Origin of the sequence: Agathobaculum hominis (genome assembly GCF_014288055.1) — a bacterium.
GTDB lineage: Bacteria > Bacillota > Clostridia > Oscillospirales > Butyricicoccaceae > Agathobaculum > Agathobaculum hominis.
Genome location: NZ_JACOPK010000010.1, coordinates 80,480 through 99,334 on the forward strand (window position 1 = coordinate 80,480; position 18,855 = coordinate 99,334).

At 44.8% G+C, this 18,855-nt stretch carries 21 protein-coding genes; 3 read left to right on the plus strand and 18 right to left on the minus strand.

The window, feature by feature from the left end:
- The first annotated feature begins 335 nt into the window (after positions 1 to 335).
- Positions 336 to 584 (plus strand): DUF6061 family protein, encoded by a 249-nt coding sequence (locus H8S02_RS10830; RefSeq protein WP_186970531.1) that lies wholly within the window; start codon positions 336 to 338, stop codon positions 582 to 584.
- Between the two features lie 70 nt (positions 585 to 654).
- Here H8S02_RS10830 and H8S02_RS10835 read toward each other — a convergent pair whose 3' ends face one another.
- The 9 genes from H8S02_RS10835 to H8S02_RS10875 form a co-directional block, all read right to left on the minus strand.
- Entirely contained in the window at positions 655 to 2,658 is a 2,004-nt protein-coding gene (locus H8S02_RS10835; protein ID WP_279287296.1) for an AAA family ATPase, read from the minus strand.
- A gap of 85 nt (positions 2,659 to 2,743) precedes the next feature.
- Positions 2,744 to 3,451 carry a TIGR02391 family protein gene (locus tag H8S02_RS10840; RefSeq protein ID WP_186970533.1) on the minus strand — a complete coding sequence of 236 codons (708 nt, stop codon included), beginning with the start codon at positions 3,449 to 3,451 and terminating at the stop codon, positions 2,744 to 2,746.
- A 54-nt stretch (positions 3,452 to 3,505) separates the two neighbouring features.
- The gene (locus tag H8S02_RS10845; protein ID WP_186970534.1) at positions 3,506 to 4,360 is read right to left on the minus strand and encodes a hypothetical protein; all 855 of its coding nucleotides are present in this window, start codon (positions 4,358 to 4,360) and stop codon (positions 3,506 to 3,508) included.
- Between the two features lies 1 nt (position 4,361).
- On the minus strand, positions 4,362 to 4,541 hold the full coding sequence (locus H8S02_RS10850; protein WP_186970535.1) for a restriction endonuclease subunit S: 180 nt from the start codon (positions 4,539 to 4,541) through the stop codon (positions 4,362 to 4,364).
- A 111-nt stretch (positions 4,542 to 4,652) separates the two neighbouring features.
- The gene (locus H8S02_RS10855; protein WP_186970536.1) at positions 4,653 to 4,856 is read right to left on the minus strand and encodes a helix-turn-helix domain-containing protein; all 204 of its coding nucleotides are present in this window, start codon (positions 4,854 to 4,856) and stop codon (positions 4,653 to 4,655) included.
- A 434-nt stretch (positions 4,857 to 5,290) separates the two neighbouring features.
- Positions 5,291 to 6,520 carry a plasmid recombination protein gene (locus H8S02_RS10860; RefSeq protein WP_186970537.1) on the minus strand — a complete coding sequence of 410 codons (1,230 nt, stop codon included), beginning with the start codon at positions 6,518 to 6,520 and terminating at the stop codon, positions 5,291 to 5,293.
- Between the two features lie 392 nt (positions 6,521 to 6,912).
- Complete coding sequence (locus H8S02_RS10865; RefSeq protein ID WP_186970538.1) at positions 6,913 to 7,167, minus strand: complexin-2; 255 nt, start codon at positions 7,165 to 7,167, stop codon at positions 6,913 to 6,915.
- Between the two features lie 109 nt (positions 7,168 to 7,276).
- The gene (locus tag H8S02_RS10870) at positions 7,277 to 8,449 is read right to left on the minus strand and encodes an AAA family ATPase (protein WP_186970539.1); all 1,173 of its coding nucleotides are present in this window, start codon (positions 8,447 to 8,449) and stop codon (positions 7,277 to 7,279) included.
- Positions 8,370 to 8,642 (minus strand): ICEBs1 excisionase, encoded by a 273-nt coding sequence (locus tag H8S02_RS10875; protein ID WP_330601951.1) that lies wholly within the window; start codon positions 8,640 to 8,642, stop codon positions 8,370 to 8,372. Before H8S02_RS10875 ends, H8S02_RS10870 begins: the two co-directional genes overlap by 80 nt.
- Positions 8,643 to 8,845: 203 nt before the next feature.
- Here H8S02_RS10875 and H8S02_RS10880 point away from each other — a divergent pair, with 203 nt between their 5' ends.
- Both H8S02_RS10880 and H8S02_RS10885 read left to right on the plus strand, forming a co-directional pair.
- A complete protein-coding gene (locus H8S02_RS10880; protein WP_186970540.1) occupies positions 8,846 to 9,451 on the plus strand; it encodes a helix-turn-helix domain-containing protein in 606 nt (201 codons plus the stop codon).
- Positions 9,452 to 9,493: 42 nt separating this feature from the next.
- Positions 9,494 to 10,567 carry a site-specific integrase gene (locus H8S02_RS10885; RefSeq protein WP_186970541.1) on the plus strand — a complete coding sequence of 358 codons (1,074 nt, stop codon included), beginning with the start codon at positions 9,494 to 9,496 and terminating at the stop codon, positions 10,565 to 10,567.
- 255 nt (positions 10,568 to 10,822) lie between these two features.
- On the opposite strand, the gene H8S02_RS10890 is transcribed toward H8S02_RS10885, so the two are convergent.
- The 9 genes from H8S02_RS10890 to H8S02_RS10930 form a co-directional block, all read right to left on the minus strand.
- The gene (locus H8S02_RS10890) at positions 10,823 to 11,554 is read right to left on the minus strand and encodes an adenylate/guanylate cyclase domain-containing protein (RefSeq protein ID WP_330601952.1); all 732 of its coding nucleotides are present in this window, start codon (positions 11,552 to 11,554) and stop codon (positions 10,823 to 10,825) included.
- 31 nt (positions 11,555 to 11,585) lie between these two features.
- Entirely contained in the window at positions 11,586 to 12,137 is a 552-nt protein-coding gene (locus tag H8S02_RS10895; RefSeq protein ID WP_186970542.1) for a Pycsar system effector family protein, read from the minus strand.
- 235 nt (positions 12,138 to 12,372) lie between these two features.
- Positions 12,373 to 13,017 (minus strand): MAE_28990/MAE_18760 family HEPN-like nuclease, encoded by a 645-nt coding sequence (locus tag H8S02_RS10900; RefSeq protein WP_186970543.1) that lies wholly within the window; start codon positions 13,015 to 13,017, stop codon positions 12,373 to 12,375.
- Positions 13,007 to 14,113 (minus strand): DUF262 domain-containing protein, encoded by a 1,107-nt coding sequence (locus H8S02_RS10905; protein ID WP_186970544.1) that lies wholly within the window; start codon positions 14,111 to 14,113, stop codon positions 13,007 to 13,009. The genes H8S02_RS10900 and H8S02_RS10905 overlap by 11 nt, the downstream gene beginning before the upstream one ends.
- A 21-nt stretch (positions 14,114 to 14,134) precedes the next feature.
- Entirely contained in the window at positions 14,135 to 15,055 is a 921-nt protein-coding gene (locus tag H8S02_RS10910; RefSeq protein WP_186970545.1) for a BsuBI/PstI family type II restriction endonuclease, read from the minus strand.
- The gene (locus H8S02_RS10915) at positions 15,052 to 16,542 is read right to left on the minus strand and encodes an Eco57I restriction-modification methylase domain-containing protein (protein WP_186970546.1); all 1,491 of its coding nucleotides are present in this window, start codon (positions 16,540 to 16,542) and stop codon (positions 15,052 to 15,054) included. The genes H8S02_RS10910 and H8S02_RS10915 overlap by 4 nt, the downstream gene beginning before the upstream one ends.
- On the minus strand, positions 16,526 to 16,738 hold the full coding sequence (locus tag H8S02_RS10920) for a helix-turn-helix domain-containing protein (RefSeq protein WP_075704076.1): 213 nt from the start codon (positions 16,736 to 16,738) through the stop codon (positions 16,526 to 16,528). Before H8S02_RS10920 ends, H8S02_RS10915 begins: the two co-directional genes overlap by 17 nt.
- A 156-nt stretch (positions 16,739 to 16,894) precedes the next feature.
- Positions 16,895 to 17,185, minus strand: a complete 291-nt coding sequence (locus H8S02_RS10925; RefSeq protein WP_186970547.1) for a hypothetical protein — start codon at positions 17,183 to 17,185, stop codon at positions 16,895 to 16,897.
- Positions 17,186 to 17,357: 172 nt separating this feature from the next.
- Positions 17,358 to 18,620: a plasmid recombination protein gene (locus tag H8S02_RS10930; protein ID WP_186970548.1), complete on the minus strand. Its 1,263-nt coding sequence runs from the start codon at positions 18,618 to 18,620 to the stop codon at positions 17,358 to 17,360.
- Positions 18,621 to 18,855 lie beyond the last annotated feature (235 nt).

Consider the following 18,855-nt stretch of genomic DNA (forward strand, 5'->3'; position numbering starts at 1 on the left):
AATGTTGCCACTGAGGGTACTCATGGCGAAAAAGTCTTGCTATTGCTGGACTTTTTCAAGGGCGAAATTATTCCCACTCAAGTCTTAGGCTTTGATTTAGGGTTATAAAATGCACTCTCGATACGCTTTTTGTCCACATAATCCACGTATTTCGGGCTGTACATAGGTTCCTTACGAATTTTGTAGCCGTTTTGTAGCCAGCTATTTTATACGTACTAACCGTTCGCAACGACTTATTTTGAATGATTTGCGGCAGATTTCGATATGATTCCCGCCAATAATCACCCGGAATTGACCGCCTGATTCACCTCAAAAAACATCCTGGAGGTATGACCATGAGCAAACTTATATCCTGTCAATTCAACATAGACACAGCCTGCGTGGAATTGGTTTTTGACGATGGAAGCCGGATTTCCATTGACTGCACCGCCGTTGAAAACGAAGTTGCCGATAACCGCTTCCAGCGGTCAGAGCTGGATTATCTGATCTACAACGACCCGCTTGTTTATGCAGACTTGGTTCTGAACGGCGATCCCGAAGCATACCTGAAAGTTGTAACGGAATACAACCCTCTCGGCAGCTGACAAAATGAATATAGCTTAATCGGCAACCAGGGCGGGCAAGCATAAATTGTGCTTGCCCGTCAAGATTCAGTTATTGGTCGCAAATTTTATTAATGATGTCAAAAATGAGTGAAAAAGAGGAAAAGTCGATATTTGAATACTCGGGAGAATTTCCCAATACTCTATCGGCAAATTCCATTTTGGGCAGTGCAAGATTGGTTTTCCTATCTCCTTGAATGCAGAAAACTCGTTTATCAGATGTTCCGTCAATGATACGAATCTTATCAGGACCACAACTATTGCGGTCAACACAACAAAGTTGTCCATCAACAGAAATTCCTACAGAATCGAACTCATTGCCCATATAGATTCTTCTCTGAACCCCGTTTATCTCAACTTGAGTTTTAATATCGTTGTCGGAGTAATAGTGTTCGATACATATTTTAGGAGTATCTGTTCTGTGAGCTGGAACTGGGATAGTGAAAGAGTAAACATTGTTGCCCCATACTTTGAATCCTGATTCCGATCCCAATTCTTTGTTCGTGGATGTATCATCAGCGTCGGCAATAAAGATCAGCTTTCTTGGTTGCGGAATAGATGCAAAATGCTTACACATACTTGTTAGCTGGGTATTGCTCATTTGTATTTTGAGTGCCCCTTCTTTCGTTGACTGCTCTGGCTCATATTCTAAGAAGTCAAAGTCCAAACTCCTATATGCCTCAACATTTTCTGGACACTGTGAAAGTTTGGAAAATGCCGCTTTCATATGTTTCCAGTCAGTTGCGCCTTCAGTTATGACAAGTGGTTTTGCTGTATGCGTATTGATTGCATCTTTGATTTCTGCTTGATGCTTCTTCGTTGCAGAATAAAAGGCATATGCTTTCTGAAACTCCGAAAACGCCTCGGCGGAAATACAATCACCATTGGGCATTTCATGTATTTCAAATCCATTGGCCCCGTATACTTCTTCCAATCCGAGAAGAAATAAAGGTGAGTGCGTAGTAATGACAAACTGTACTTTCGGAAAAAGTTTCATCAACTTTGGAAGTGTATTGCGTTGAAGGTTTGAATGAAGATGAAGTTCAACCTCATCAATTATCACAACTCCTTCAATTTGTGAAAGCGTAATGCTGTTATTGATGTTGTTATCTTCAGAGTATCGCACGATTGTTGCAAATATATTGAACAAAGCGCTTTGTCCGGTTGATAAGGAATCCAGCGAGGGAATTAACACAGAATTGTTTTTTGTGTCGCAGATATTAAATCGAGATTTTCCCCTGTTGCGATAATTTAGACCGAAGTAGACATTCTTATCTAAAATTTCAGTCATAATATTTTCTACATTTCTTCGTGCGGTTCCTTGCAGCAAAAGGCTACCCATATCAATATGTTCAACGAGTAATTGATCCCCTTTTTGCACGATATCGCATCGTGAGTCGGCAATGATATCCAACAGCCACTGCAATGTTTGCTCATTTACGTCATGAACAGTGATCGGCTTACGTAATTGTCCTTGCCACCGTTCTCTAATAGACGGATGTATATCCTCGTCCTGCTGATAATATCTTTTCCCCATCCATGCGGGTTTTTCATATCGATCCGGCCCGAAGTAACAAAAGACGCTTCGCCCAAAAATTGTTTCCGCTTCGGACTTCTCAATAAAAGCTTTCTTGTAACCTTCCGTATCTTTCCATGAAATTTTTTTGTTAGCACAAAAGCTGTTACCGCTTTTTATCAAATCAGCAGAAACTGATCCACATTTCATGACATATCCGATTGAGTATGTAGGATTTCGAGGACAGGTATATTCAATGATTGAACACATATACTCTTTTCCGATTTGAATTTCAGACGGAGAAATAGCTTTAAAGTATTGATGTCCTGAGCCGCCATCAGATTTGGTGACATCATTGAAAGCCTTTTCTGCCAATTCATATAATGAGTCAACTACATTGGATAAAAGCGTAGTTTTACCTGTTCCATTTTCACCAACAATTATTACTGGCTTAGGATTTTCAGATTCATCAAACGGAAATGTGATAGACACATCATTAATCGGTCCCATATTAATAGCGGATAACCGTTTTATGTACATTTTATCGAAACCACCTTTCTTCGGTATATTGACGGAAAATCATTTCAGCCGTTCACACAACGGCAGATTTTATCTTTTTAGTACATCATGGATTTTTCTTCAACATACGAGCACGCTTCTTCAATAGGCGTACCAGTCTCCAGCGATCAATACGCTTGGGCATCTTTTGATAAATCTCTCGATAATCTGCTTTTTCCGGAATCCAACGTCCGTTTTGAGTAATGCTATGCCCATCAAGCAGATGAAGGAAGAAAGAGGCCTCGATAATCACGGAAATAGAATTGCTTACACCGGAACCAATGTGATTGTGTTGGTACAAATTACGAGGTCCTTGAAAGAAGCCCATAAGCATATACCTGATGCCGTCCTGTTCATTGCGCTGGGATTCGTTTTTCAGATCATTGATTGCAATAAGGGGAGCCCTCTTTATTTCGCCGGTTTGCTTGTCTGTTTCAAAAGAAAGTGCTCTCGTCGCCAGATCGAATCCGTGCGAATCCAAGCCCGACTTCTTTTTGAGATAACTCTCCACAGCCACAAAAGCTTCACGTGCTGCTGATTCAAACTCCGATTTATATATGAGTTGTACCGCATCCGATAACGCTGCGTGGATATTGTATACCTCAAAAAATCCTTTGAGCTTCTTTAGGGAATATGGCATTAAGCTGCCGCAACAAGGACAAAATGTGAAATCATAAAAGTCAAACCCATATGTACCGTCGTTATATTCCCTAAGTTGCTTTCTTCTGGGCGGAAGAGAACACCCATTAGGACAAGCGTATTCTTTTCTCCTCATTGCGGCTCACCTCATTTTATTCGGCATCACAGGGATTCTCTTTTGGGCGATGCCTTAAGTACAGTTGTCTTTTAGTACAGCCGATAACCACGGACTTTCGTCTGTATACCCTTGCAGTACATCGATGACGTGCTTATCGGTTGTCATCGCAAATACAAATGGCGCAATATGATGCGATGACAATACGGCTTTAAACTCATCACCTTCACGAATTTCTTTGGGCGGAATAGTGTTTTCGTTTAAGTTGTGTGTTTTCTGTGGTGGTGGATTCTTATATGCCAACCATGCAATTTGGTAAGAAATTGTACTTTCACACCATTGCCCCATTAAGTTTTTAAAAAACACACGAATAATAAGTTTAGCACCGGTATAATGATGATGGCTGGGATTTGTTCTGAGGCGTTCCCAGTTTTTTTCTGAGGCTTTTCTTAGTTCGCAAATCAACACCTTGACTTCGGAGGTTTCAAAATGGATATTAATATCCGTCTCCTCTTCTGCTGATAATGCTTGTGTAAAACCTGGGAGTAAAGATGCTGGAAGCAACTTTTTATTCCCGGCAGAATCCTCCGAAAACTGCAATTCAATATCGGCTAACGTATAAACATTAATTGCGGGCGAATCACCAACATTTCTAAGCTTGATTGTAAATCCCAGCTGCATACGGGTATAGTCCGTGGTATCCCAAGCAGATCCACATGAATCAGTTACATATGGAACAATACACGGTTGCTTATCTATTTTCATTTGTTTCGCAACGAGCTCTGCTGATTCCTTAGCGTAATTTGCTTGACGCTTGGTGTGTCCAACATAAATGATCGTGACAACAACCATAATCAGCGAAGAAAGCAGAGATAGTACTCCTGCATAGTCACTGTTGATGATTTTTATAAATTCCAGCATCTTTTTCACCTCATTTCAGCCGCTCACACAGCGGCAGGATTTCTTCCAGCTTGGCAACAATACGTTTCTGCTCAGCAAGGGGAGGAAGCGGAAGTATCATTTTTGATAATGTTTGTCCGTTGCAATTTGGCTGTGCGGTTGCAATCGTTCCACTTCTTAGCTGATTCCAATATAGCTGTGACCTTTCCAACCATTAAGAATGACCGGAGTGATATAATTCAATTTGATGTCTTCTTCCGACATCTGCTTCTTGCCCAATATGGTCATATCAAAACCTCCTAATCAAATTCTTTAGTGTTGGTTAGTCACGAACCGTTTCGAGAATATCTTCAATCCGACAATCCATTGCCTCGCAAATACGAAGTAGAACATCTGTGGTAATGTTGTCTCCCTTGCCGAGCTTTGCAAGGGACGCAGAACTGATGCCGGCTTTTTCTTTCAAATCACTCTTTTTCATATTTTTATCAATAAGCATCTTCCAGAGCTTGTTATAGCTGATGCGCATATTGGGAAGTCCCCCTTATCAAAATACATAATCACATTATAGCACACATTTGTGAAAATTGCCACCAGATTCGCAAATTTAAAATCTGTAAACGCAAATGAATTTTTGCATTTACAAATCAGATGTTTCCATGCCATGTGCAATGCGCGTTCTACGCCTGCAACATATTTTGGATATTGAAGATATACCGGCGTGGCGGTGCTTCTATGTGTTGTTGCGGTCAAAACATTCCGATTATTGGTAAGTCCTGTTCTCATGCAAGCTCCTTTCTGCGCCTCTGTTACGCAATAGGGGTGTTTTTCGGGTGTTTTCTCCGGCTCTTGACTTGGGAAAAATGGAGATTTTCAAGCAGGAGCACACCGGACAACGCCCGGTTCGTCCGACGCGCCCCTGTTGGCTATTTTCGTATTTTTACAGCTCTACACCGTAGTTGCTCACAGTTCCATGTCACACTTCTTGCGGCGCGGCATATCACGGTTTCCAGACTGTTCCGGCTTCTCTGGCTCGGTGTGGAGCATGAATTGTATGAACTCCTTGACCTTGCGGGGCGCTCGTTTGAGTGCCGCCATGAAATCCTTTGTCTGCTCTTGCAGCTTTTCGTATTTCCGTTTCCATACGCTTACATCGTGTTTGAGCGTTTCCACTTTATTCTTCAAATCTCCGATCAGCCCGCGAGAGGCGATGCCCTCCTTGGCAAGCTCCTTGAGGAACTGTGCGTCCTGCGGCGTCATGGAGATGTTGCCGGAGATGGTCTTTTTCCCAATGCTGTCAATCTCGTGGAAGGAAGCAGCTGCGCCCTTCTGCTCCCTGATCTTCTCGTTGTATTTTTCAAGCGTCTGCTTCTTCCTGTCAATCTTATCCTCAATCGATTCCAGCCGCGCCTGCTCCTGCTGCACCTTGAACTGCGTCACCGTTAGGTGTTCCTCGGAGCTGCCGCGTTCGCCGCGCTCCACATCGTCGTACCCGGCGTCGCGCATATACTGGAAGAAATTGTCCTGCAAAACGCTGTAGGACTTCTTGAGAACGGGCTTGCCTTTTGCACTCAAAATTGGCTCGCCGTTCTCGTCCAGCGCGGGCTTAGAATCCCACTTCTTACTCATGCTGACCTGCTGTATCGTTTCCTTGACCGTCCCCACCAGCGATTTATCCTTGCAGCGTTTCGTCCATAGAATCTGTTTTTCCACGATGGGGATATAGACCACATGAAGGTGATAGTGGTACACGTCCTGCCCCAGCGCATCGGACATGGCGCGGTTGCGCTCGTCGGCGTGCATGACCGCAGACAGAATATATTGCTCGCCGCCTACGATTTCTATTGCGGATTTGTATGCGTCGGTGTAGAATTGTTTTGCGAAGTCATAACCGCCGTGATTATGAAAATAGGCTGTGTTTACGTCAAAGACCAGCTCACCGTAGAGAAAAGCGTCTTCTTTCAGACCACGGGTGGAGATTACGCCGTCCTCTTTCAGCTTTTGGAACATCTCGGCATAACTTCCCGTCGGTTGCTTGAAATGGACGTTGAGCTGTGTCCTCTCCGGTACAATATCCTGATTGACATAGGATTCCTTTTCCCGTTCGTTGTGCTGTTGCACGTTGCCGATTTTGGCAGCGGTCAGCCTCATATTTCTTGCGTTGGTACGGTGAATACCGTCGCCTCTTGCCATAGGCAGTTTACCTCCTGATTTCAGATTGTGCAGAACGAGTAGCTTCGGGGGAGCACTTCTGCGGAAGTGTAATAACCCACTATGATACTTTCATCCTGCGGCTGCAAAGTATCGTGGGCTCTCCGAGGGGGAACGGGGAATGCGGCTTCTGCGGAAGCCTCTGCCGTGGCTTGCAAGTAGTACCCACTTTGCAAAATCCACGGCGTGACCGCCAGCCTTTCAGCAATCGAATTTGCTTCAACGCTGCCGCCCACAGGCAGAGAGAATTTTGAAAATCCTCTCCGCCATCCATCTCAAACTCTGCGGATTTTTCGATGGGGACGGGGGACACGAGGAGACAGCAGCCAGTGCATTGCCTTGTCTGCCAGCCACAGGAGCGTGGCACGCTCCTGTCACAGCTCCCAATGAGGAGTAGTCCAGCGATAGCTTTGCGGCACTCCACGGCGGTCAAGATACTCCTGCCGCGCCTGTTCGCGTTCTTCCTCGGTCGGTGCCGTCTTATACCGGGAATAGAGCTGCCGGTTCAGCATGGCGTCGAGCTTTTGCTCCAAGCCCTGACAGATTTCCTCTTCGTAATCATCCTCGCCCCGCAGATGGTACATGGCGAGGTCGATGAAGAGATCATAGGGAATTTGTACGCTTTTCATTTTCCTATCCTTTCCTTTCCGCGACGGTCGCAACGATAGCGACGGTTGCTCTGACAGTATCATTTTCACCGTTGCAACCGTTGCAACCGTCGCAGCCGTCGCGCCGTCCTCATTCGATTACTTCGTACTCTACATTGTCAATTACCATATAGGTGAGTTTCACCTGTCGCCCGGAGTGTTTTGCTCTGTTCTCGTACTTCACATGGTACTCGTCCAGTAGCCTGCCGGATTTAACGTTCAGGTATTTGGTGAGAGCGTTTGCCGCCATGCCTGTGTTGACCGTCTCCGCAAGCTCAGTTGGGCTGCCTGTCCATTCTCTGCTTTCGGAGGAAACAAGCTGGGAAACCGTATCCAATACCGGGTCGGGCGGCTCCTGATACGGCTCGTTCTCTGTCCGTTCAAGGCTCCATATCTGCGTGTCGGCATCTTTTTTCAGATATAGAATCTGATCCTGTTGATCTCGCCCCACCGCATCGACCGTGGCCTCCAATGCTGTCCGTTTCTTCTTCTGCATCAGGAGTGCTCCGTCTGCACAACCGAGAAGTCCTGTTGTGCCGGAGATCGTTTCAAAGCTGTCCCCGGCTGGCTGCTTTCTTGTGTGATGGACGGTAACGATGCAAATGCTGTGTCTGTCCGCAAAGCGCTTGAGCTTGCCGATGATCTCATAGTCGTTGGCGTAGCTGTAAGCCTCGCCTCCGGCTTCCCGAATCTTCTGCATGGTGTCAATGACAACCAGCTTCGTGTCGGGGTGTTCCTTTATGAAATTCTCAAGCTGCTCGTCAAGACCGTTTCCGATTTTGTTTGCTGCCGTTGCAAAATGCAGGCTGGCGGTATCCGCCACGCCGTACATCATAAACATTCGACTCTGGATTCTCTGGAAATCATCCTCCAGTGCAAGGTACAGAACCGTACCCTGATGGACTTCATAGCCCCACAGCCTTTGCCCTGTGCTGACATGATAGGCAAGCTGCGCTACCAGAAATGATTTTCCGATTTTGGGCGCTCCTGCGAGGATATATGCCCCGGAGTAGAGCAGACCGTCTATGACGGGCGGCCTGCTCTTGTAGGCGGTCTGATACAGCTCTGTCATGGAAACCGTATGAAGATAACGCGGATCGTTCATGCGCCGGATTTTCTCCCGCATTTCCTCAATATTTTCCTCCGGAGGATTGCTTTCGCAGGTTTCATGTGGTATCCTCTGTTTAGTTGAATCGTGAGGCGGCTGCCCTCCATCTGCGCCAACAGATGGGATGAGGGCGGTCGTTTTCGCATTTCCCGTCATTTCGCTCACCTCCGGGAATCTGGAAGCCGTAGAACTTCTGCTTGAAATACTGGGCAGGGCATTTTCCGGCAACGGTCAGATAGCCTTGGGCTTTCAGTTCTCTGTTCATCTCCCGGACAATCTGATATGCCTTGCTGCGGCTGATGCCCATGATCTCCGCCACCTCTGCCGCTGTGATAAACTGTGCTCTCATAGTACCTCCTGTTTCAAAGTGATCTGCCTCGGTCTACGTATCTTCTATTCGTCCTCCTTTCTTTATATTCTCCTAAATACGTATCTTGAGTGCATATTCTATTATACGCATACAAGATGCATCTGTCAAGCCTTTACGAAATAAAAATATGTACTTGCAATTCGCTTTATTCTGCGGTATGATATGGACGAGGTGAATCAGATATGGACAATTTCGATTATCCCGCCATTGGGCAGAGAATTAAGCAACTCCGAAAACGGAAGGGACTGAACCAGACCGAGCTGGCACAAATGCTTAAAAAATCCCTCCGCACCGTACAGAAGTACGAAACCGGAGAGATTGAAGTGTCGATTGCCGTTGTCAACCAGATCGCAGACCTGCTGGACACGACCTCAACCTATATTCTTGGGTATGAATCTAGCACGACACAGATCAAGACGCTTGCCGACGTAATGGACTTCCTCTTTAAGTTGGAAACGGTAGAGGGCATCGACTTCAAGATCAATGTGCAGAAGCCGCCCCGCAGCAAACAATGGGAGTGCTCGGTTTCCTTTGATGGAAAGAGCACGGCGGAGTTCAACGCGGATATGTGCTTGTTCCTTGAACAATGGGAGGATGAGCGCAGCGAGCTTCGCGCCTATAACTCCACGCAGGCAGCATATAAGCGCTGGAAGGAGCAGACTCTGGCATACTATGCCGCGAACGCAGTCAAATGCACAGAGCCAGAAGAACTTGACCGTGACGAACTGATTGCAAGACGAACGGAGCTTCTGGAAAAGGAATATGGTAAAAACGAGAGTAACGAGTAAATAACCCTATCAAAGCCTGATTCTTGAGGGAAGGAGGTAAAAATGTCAGTAACAAAAGACGGCGACACCGGTCGCTGGATGTCTCAGATCCGGGTAACGGACTGGACAGGCAAGACCATCCACAAGAAGAAGCGCGGCTTCGCCACTAAAAAAGAAGCCTTTCAATGGGAACGTGACTTCATCAGCCAATCCACGGGCAGTCTCGGTATGACCTTCGGTGACTTCATCTCTCTGTATGTCAAGGATATGGAGCACCGCCTCAAACCCTCCACCGTTGCCAGCAAGAAATGGCTGATCGACCTGAAGGTAACGCCCTTCTTCAAGAAAATCCCGCTGAACGAGATCAAGCCCACTCATGTGCGCCAGTGGCAGAACTCCCTGACCAGCTATCGGGATGAAAACGGCAAGCCTTACGCCCAGACCTATCTCAAGTGCATCAACAACCAGCTCACGGCGATTTTCAACTACGCAGTCAAATACTATGGCTTGAAAGAAAACCCCTGCCACAAGGCGGGGAGCATGGGCAAGAAGCACGCCGATGAGATGCTGTTCTGGACAAGGCAGGAGTTTCAAACCTTCATTGAGGTCATGAAAGACCGGCCTGCCAGCTACACGGTATTCATGACCATGTACTACACGGGGATTCGGGAGGGAGAGCTGCTGGCACTCACACCGTCGGATATCGACTTTGAAAAGAAAACCCTGACGGTGAACAAGAGCTATCAGCGCCTCGGCAGAGAGGATATTATCACCACGCCGAAAACGCCGAAAAGCATCCGCACTATCCCCATTCCCGACGGTCTTTGCAACTGTTTGCAGGAGTATATGTCCCATTGCTGCGGGCTGCAAAAGGACGACAGGCTCTTTCCCTACACCAAGAGCTTTCTGTATCACGAAATGGAGTATGGCTGCAAGGCATCGGGGGTAAAGCGCATCCGGGTGCATGACATTCGCCACAGCCACGCCAGCCTGCTGGTGGAGATGGGATTCTCACCGCTGCTGATTGCGGAGCGGCTCGGACATGAAAAGGTGCAGACAACGATGGACACGTACAGCCACCTGTACCCCAACAAGCAGGTGGAGGTAGCCAGACAGCTTGACGGCATTATGCCGTGAGCCTCTGGCTACAAAAATCGCTGCGAATGTAGCCAATTTGTAGCCACTAAAAAAGAAAAATCCTGAAAAACGCTGTATTACCAACGCTTTTCAGGATTCAGAAAACACTAAATATTTATTCCCACTCGCTCCCGTCAAGCCTATTCTAAACAGGTTTGCTTATGAGATTTAGCACAGATTATTTGTATTGTTTTCATTATTCAGGTAGCACGGACTATCTGATTTTTTGTTGCCATAGCGTTGCCACAGCTATGGTTATTTGCAGTGTTCATCATACCATTCATCCATCGCCGTATTAATTACATTCCCTTCGTAATAGGTTGTCCAATCAATAGTTGTAGTATTGAGAAGTTTTTGGTTGTGTTCATTAAGATTGGAATAAATGCAGCTTGAAACCACGAGCGTTTTCTTTCCGTCACGCCCAGCTTTATTCGTTATATGGCAAGCAGAATTTACAACATCACCCATCCATATTACATCATTCAAACCACTTCCAGAATAGCCCGCTTTCACCATAAGAGCTCGTCCATAATCCATACCAATTCCAACTGAAATCTGACTATATCCTTTTTTGCGGAGCTTATAGTTCAAAATTTTGATTAGACTGTTTAATCGTGCAGCAATGCTAAATACTGTATCAATGTCTGATTTATACGGAGTTTCAAAAACACCCCATACGCAGTCACCGTTGATATTAATTTCTTTACAGATTGTTTGAGAGTTCATAAGTGCTGTACACTCAGAAATGAAACAACGATATATTTTTGCAAGCGTTGGCCGCTTGTGTTCATCTGTCATATCCGATGAACCAACGATATCAATGAATAATGCTGTGATATTAACGTAATATCCGTTTGTATAAGTTAATGACGATCTTTGCGGAATGGAGTCTGAATCGGAAAAATTTCCACTTCCAGCATTAAGAATGTCGTCCATTCTTTGGACGCTTTTATCTATATCATATGTAATGTGATTTGTTGCCTCCACGTTAACTACCTCTCTCTGTCAGAAATCTAATCTATAAGACAGCTATCCCAACGATCATCATGAGCATAAAGGTACAGAAACCAATAATTGAGCAAAACAGCCCATTTTTGTATAGTTTGAACTTTTTATCACAGATTAGTGCGCAAATATAAACTTGTGAAGCCAAATCTTCCATTAACTGTTCTTTAGAGCATTTTCTGACTTTCGCTTTATATTTTGAAAAGCTCTTATTCTTAGCGATAGATGAAAAGAATAGCATCGAATCCGATTTTACTGCCCTATTTTTGAATTCTGCTGGATTGATTCTCGCGAAAAGAACGCTGACAAGCAAAATAGCTCCATATATTAATAATCCGAGCGAAAGAAAACTGACAGATAAATAGGCAATGCTTAAAATTCCAATATTATTGAGTGCTGCTCGAAAAATTGAAGCGAACTTTGAAACATAATCACTGACCAAGAAAATACCGGCAAGGATGCCCATTCCGCTCAAAATGACTGACACCTTAAAATCACAATTCTCTATCCATCCATCAACTCTATCAAGAATCTGATTTAATTCCCCACAACCAAGATACTCCACCAGTAACACCGCCTATTCCTATTTATTTCCACAGAACAAAAACTTATCTCCATTACAAGAGATTACACACAACAGAGATTCAAGTTCTGCTTTCTATGCGGAAAACTTTAATTTCCATTAAACGCCTAAAGTATGAAACATATAGTACCATTATCTTCTGGAGAACGGCTTTCTTCGTTCATTGCGCTTGCGTATCTTTGTTTAGCATAAATGATTTTCTTATAGTGATCCTATCCTATGTTTTTAAATATCTTTTGTTAGTTGCAGCTTCCATAACTTGCTCCGAAAAGTCTCGCATTATTTCTGTTATTATCTTAAATGTACTATCAAAATCAGAAATCTCAATCCGAATATTCTCACCATGAACAATGCTATGACGGTTACTTAACAAATCGGTATCAATGTAATGTGACTTTGTTTCATACGGCGAATAGTCCAAACCTATGCTATCTAAAATATTTCTAACAACAATAGACGACGGATTTGATTCCGTCTTAATTATAGGATGCTCTGGAGAGTAGCTAACTTTAAAATTTAAGGTGGTATAGTTTGTGAGAAAATCATCAATTGCTTTTTGATATACGGTAATCTTATCTGATGTAGCACAAGGATCAAAAACCTTGCCTGAATGAATTGCTGCAAAATTTGTGTGCAGTTGGGAAAGTTTGATGTTTTGTGAAGCTACATATACCACATAATAATTTGCTGCTTGTTTGATGAATCCCTCAAAATGAGCTGACAGCAGCGCAATTCCAGCTCTACATAGCGTGGGATTTTGAGTTGAATGGATAAGCAATTTGATGTCTATTAATTCTTTTTTTCGCCATGCCATATCTTTATCCAGTAAGTCTTGGAGTTTTTCTAGGCTCTTAATCTTCATGTGCAAACCACACTCTGCTGAATTTAATGAGTTGTATCATACGATCTAAAGCACGAGTTCCTCTACGCGTTGCATTAATAAAGTTTTCCTGAGTATAGATTTGCTTAACTCTCTCAACAAATTCTTCCTTATTCGCTTCCCAATAATCAAGATTTAAAAAAAGACCTGGAATAATTGACTCAAATCCAGCAAGCATAACTTGTCCTTTAAACTTTCCATCCTGATATTTTTTGAATGCATTCTCGCCTAAAAGACTATTTAACAGAGCAAAAATACGAGAAAACTTTTCTTTGCTTTCTTGAATCAGGGTAGAATTATTGCTTTGAGCATAGTTTTCAAGTTCCTCAGTTAAAAATACGTCCATGCTTCTAGATTTATCTATTTCTTCCATGAATGTGTCAGAAAAACCAATATAAAGAAGATATCTTACTACCAACTCTAAGTCATAGCGTTCTTCTGTTTGTGTATCAGTCATTGGGACGCACGCTTTGAAATCAGTATTATCATGCAGCTGATTCATCAATTCGTAAAGAGGCTTATTAATCATAATCATCAAGCAGTTTCTTATTTCTTGTGCAGATAAATGCGTACCACCAGTATTTAGGCGCTGAAACATTTCGTATTTTGACGTATCATTTTCCGCTGTTTCCTTTATGATAGTAAAGCTCAATTTCTCCCGCTTGAAAGCAATCTTCTGTTCGGGTAAAAATAGAGTTTCATTGTCCCAGCATATTCCACCAAGAGAAGGCAAAAACTTAGTCGCTCTTAGGACTAATGGCTCATATTGTGTCCCATCGTCCTTTTTCAGGACATGTAAAAATTGTAGAACAGTTGAGAGCCTTTGCTGACCATCAATTACATCCCAGGTACCATTTGTCTTTTGGGCAACAAAAATAGGAGGAATAGGAATACCCAATAGAATAGATTCAATGAGTTTCGTTTTTTGTTCCTCATCCCATCGATAGAACCTTTGGAATTCAGGATGAACATCAAGTTCGCCATCCTTGTAGAGATTCATTATCTCACCAATAGACATTGGATACGAGTCGACAATCATTTCTTTTCTTTTTTCTGCAATTTCTTCTTTTAAGCTCATCTCTTTGCATCTTCCTTTTCTTTATTTTCTTGGTCCTAAAAAACGATCTCCGTTCAAATGAATCATGTGATCCGGCATATCGGCAATCCAAACCTCTGTTTCCCACGCAAGAGATTCCGAAAATTGCTTGAATGTCTTAAAGTCCAGAAATGCCGTAACATATATTTTCCCAGCCGTAACACCAGTCGTCATTTCCTCGATTTCTTTGATACGCTTAGGCTCCATTGGTCCAACGGATGTAACCGATTCGATAAAGTATAGCCAATCCTTGTTTTCAGCGTAGAGGACAACATCGGGCATCTTGTCGTGCAACGTTATTTCAAAGCCCAAAGCGCGGAGCTTGTTCACGTTCTTAACCAAGTCCTTCTCTGTGGTATCCCCAACGTACAGGCATTCGGAGTTGGGCGCGAAACGGGGCGCAAATTCCTCGATAATAGCCTTTTGCAGTTGGTTGTGCTTGCCCGGCGAGAATGTGAAGCCTTCGCCATTGATTTTTACAGGCATTTTTCGCATAGTCCGTTTGGAGGCATAGAGGTCAACAAGAGAGTCGTGGTTTTCCATAAAACGCACCAAACTTCTCTCCCAGTCTGCAGTACCGAATCTCTGAATCAAGTGAAGCATCTCATCCGTTAAGCGATACCGATAGTTGGGGCTGTTGGTTGCCTTTCCGTTATCCTCAATGAACGCCGCATTTCTGAAATGGTGCATGGCTTGTTTGCGGAAGGTTTCACGACTATTCTCTGCGTAGGTTGTTCCGTAATTGCTGTTTGCGAACGCAATGACATCGTGAATCCGAATCCAATTATTTGCGGCAGACTCCCATGCCTTTTCTTCTGTCAGATTAGCCATTGCAAGCAGTACACAGCAACACATACCGTTTTGCTGTTTCGCTGGAACTTTCAACGAACTCAGAATTTCTTTTGCTTCCTCTAATTTGCTCATATATAGCTCCTCAAAATATTGTCACAAGTTGCTTCCGACATATCTCTAACACGGATCAATTCTTTTCCCATCGCCTCAATCGTATTCATAGGGGGAACTGGCATGGAATTTATCTCGGTGGAGTTCACCTGTGTAGATCCGTTCAAGATGCGATAGTAGCTGTCATACAGCGTAGAATTGAATAGCACATAGAGTCCATAGACAACACACTCTGATAACTCGCGGAGTCCACTGATAAAATTGATTTTATTCTGTGTACTGATCTCCGTATATTCAGGATGCTTTCTGGCTAAGTACACACCACACTGCAGGCGGCGGTGTTCCTCTTTTGCTGTAAAACGCTTCACGAACAAGTAGTTGGTGTTCTCCTGTAGAAGTCCGCGCTGTTCAGTAACGATGTACTCATGTTCCTTTCCAGCAGGAAATATTACCTTTCCGTCCTGAATGTGCTGGGAATAAAACAGTGGAACTGCATCGGTTTCGGCTGAATCACGCAATGCTTCACGATTCCGGAAATCAACCGTTAACCCTGTTTTCATTTTTAACCCAATGTCAGGAAGGGTATCTGTCCATCGGTTTAGTTCATTCAGAGTTTGGACTTCCTCAGTGTTCGTCACCAGATAGACATAGGACTCATCCCCATTTACTACTGTAGAATAGGGAGCTTCAAAAACAGTTCGATTAGAGAAGTCAGCATTACTCTGTGTAGTCGTAATAGTAATTGTATTTGGCTTACTTTGCGTCTTCTTTGCTTTAATGATGATAGTTTCCTGTAAAACGCTTTCTTTCTCAAATACTTTATCCCTGCTGACAAATAGATGGATATGTTCTAATGCGCCTTCTTCAAAGAAACGTTTGCGGAATTGCTTAAAGTACGCACCGGATGTCCATGAGCGAGGGATGATATATACCATCTCTCCGTCCACCTTGAGATTGAACATGCTCATGGCCGCAAACAAAAAGTATAGGTTAGGCGCACCGTAACATACATCTGGCATTGCGGTTGCCTCTGGCGCATCTTTGGCAATTTTCATATAAGGCGGATTGCCAATAATCATATCGAACTTATCTGTATCCGGACTTGCACCCAGCATACCATTGTACTCAAGCATTTGACTGAGAATGTAATTATCAGTTACAATTCTAAAAGAAACTTTTTTCGTTGTATGATTGCACACCCACTCCAAATTTGAACGCAACAAGTCCACAATGTTGGAATCATTTTCGTAGCAGACCAGCTCAATGGAATCAATCTCGGCGTTTGACTCCAGTCGTTCAAGGAGTGCAACCGAAAGAATTCCTGAACCAGCACCCGGATCGAGGATACTGAGAGAAGTGCAGCCTTCGGGAATCGAAAAAAGCCCTGCCATAAAAACGGCAGTTTCTTTGCTTGTGAAAAACTGCCCATATTTCTTTCTTTTGGACTTTGGCATGTGGTCAATGTACTCGACCGTAGCCGCACAAACATGGTCAATCATTTTCATCATTTATAAACTCCACTATGTCGCCAATGCCGCAATCTAATGCAGCGCAAATCTTATACAAACTCTCCATTGATATAGCTTCGTTTTTTCCCATCTTGGCAAGCACATTGAAGCTGATACCGGAGGCATCTTTCAAATCCGTCCGGTTCATTTTCTTGTCGATCAACAGCTTCCAGAGCTTATCGTAGGAAATAGGCATTGCAATTCTCCGTTCCAAATTTAGACTGATTGCATTATAGCACAAAACGACGATGTTCGCAAGATAATCTCATCAGAACGTGAGATGTCCTCTGCAAAGAAAAAGCCGCCCACAGGAGCCTCCGAACTCCTGCGGACGGCTGCGGCTAATGCGGTCTTATACTCGCCCTTTCAATCCATTTTTCTTGGCAAGCTCACTTGCTGCCTGTCGGCGCTCGTTTGAATACGGCGCAGTCAGACGAACAGCGAATCGTCTGCGGTCAATCTCGAAGGTCAGGCAGCCCTGTTCATCATCGTCGATCTGCCCGCACAGGTCGGGATGCTTTGCCGCGTACTTTGCCAGCCGCTTTTTGAGCGCGGTATTGTGTGTCTGGATTTCGACGGTTTTGCTGGCTTCGTCAAAATAGATGCAGGTCGTTTTCTGCCTCTTAGTCAGTCCGGTTTTCATATTGCCTCCGTTTCTGCCTGTTCTGCAAAAACAGGCGCATTTTCAAGTTTTTTTGTCAACTCTACACCTGCAAAAGCAGGTTGATTTTTGAATGGGGAGCGCCCGGACAATACGCTGCTCGATCTGGACGCTCCCATTCGATAAAATCCGTTTTTCTCAGCTCAACACGGCATCAGCGGGCATCGTCACGCATTGCTGTTTTTTCTCTGCGCGGACGGAAGAAATGCCAGAGGTTATTGTGCTGGATCACGTCCTCATAGCGTTGAATTTTTCCGCGAAGCTCTGCGTTTTCACGTTCCAGATCCGATGTTCGGAGCTTGCCGCGAACGGATTTGTACTCGGAAAGCTCCTGCTTCAAACCGGCAATCTCTTCCTTGAGCCTTGCAATCAGCCTGTTTGCCGCGTCCAGAGCCTTTTGCAGTTTGGATTCCTTTTTCTCAGCTACAACGAACTTTTTCGCAAGCGTAGACAGGTGTTCAAAATCCTCACGCTCCACGGCAATCTTGGTAGAGAAGGGAATGGGCTTTGCCTCAATCTTTTCGATAGCTGCCACATTGATCTGCTGATTCTGAATTTTTTTGATCTGCTTGCCGAGCGTCGCTGCCTGCTGCTCCTGCTGTCGGTTCTGCTCCGTGAGTTCTGCCAGCCGCGCCTGCTCCTGCTGCACCTTAAACTGCGTCACGGTCAGGTGTTCCTCAGAGCTGCCGCGTTCGCCTCGCTCCACATCGTCGTACCCGGCGTCGCGCATATACCGGAAGAAATCATCCTGCAAAACGCTGTAGGATTTTTTGAGAACGGGCTTGCCCTTTACACTCAAAATCGGCTCGCCGTTCTCGTCCAGCGCGGGCTTGGAAGCCCACTTCTTGCTCATGCTGACCTGCTGGATTATCTCCTTGACCGTTCCCACCAGAGATTTATCCTTGCAGCGTTTCGACCACAGGATTTGCTTCTCTACGACAGGGATATAGACCACATGAAGGTGGTAGTGGTACACGTCCCGCCCCAAAGCATCCGACATGGCGCGGTTGCGCTCGTCGGCGTGCATGACCGCCGATAGGATGTACTGCTCGCCGCCCACAATTTTGATTGCAGCTTTGTAGGCATCGGCGTAAAATTGTTTTGCAAATTCATAGCCGCCGTGGTTGAAAAAGTAGGCGGAGTTGACGTCGAAGATCAGCTCTCCGAATTTCTCAGCATCCGCTTTCAGACCGCGGGTGGAAATCACGCCGTCAGAGCGCATCTGCTCGAACATCTCCTTATACCCGGCGGTTGGCGTTTTGAAATGGACGTTGTATGGCGTCCGGTCAGGAACGATGTCCTGATTGACATACGACGATTTTTCACGCTCATTATGCGCCTGTGCGTTGTCGATATCTGTATCTTTCATTCTTGCGTTTCTTGCGCTGGTACGGTGGATACCGTCGCCTCTTGCCATAGGCAGTTTACCTCCTGATTTCAGATTGTGCAGGACGGGAGAGCTTTCGGGGAGGCACTTCTGCGGAAGTGTAATAACCCACTATGATACTTTCATCCTGCGGCTGCAAAGTATCGTGGGCTCTCCGAGGGGGTATGCGGCGTCTGCAGAAGCCTCTGCCGGCTTTGCGATTTGCAGTGTGGATACAAACCGCAAAAACCGGCGTGGTCAGCAGCTTATTTGCAGGCGTCCTCTG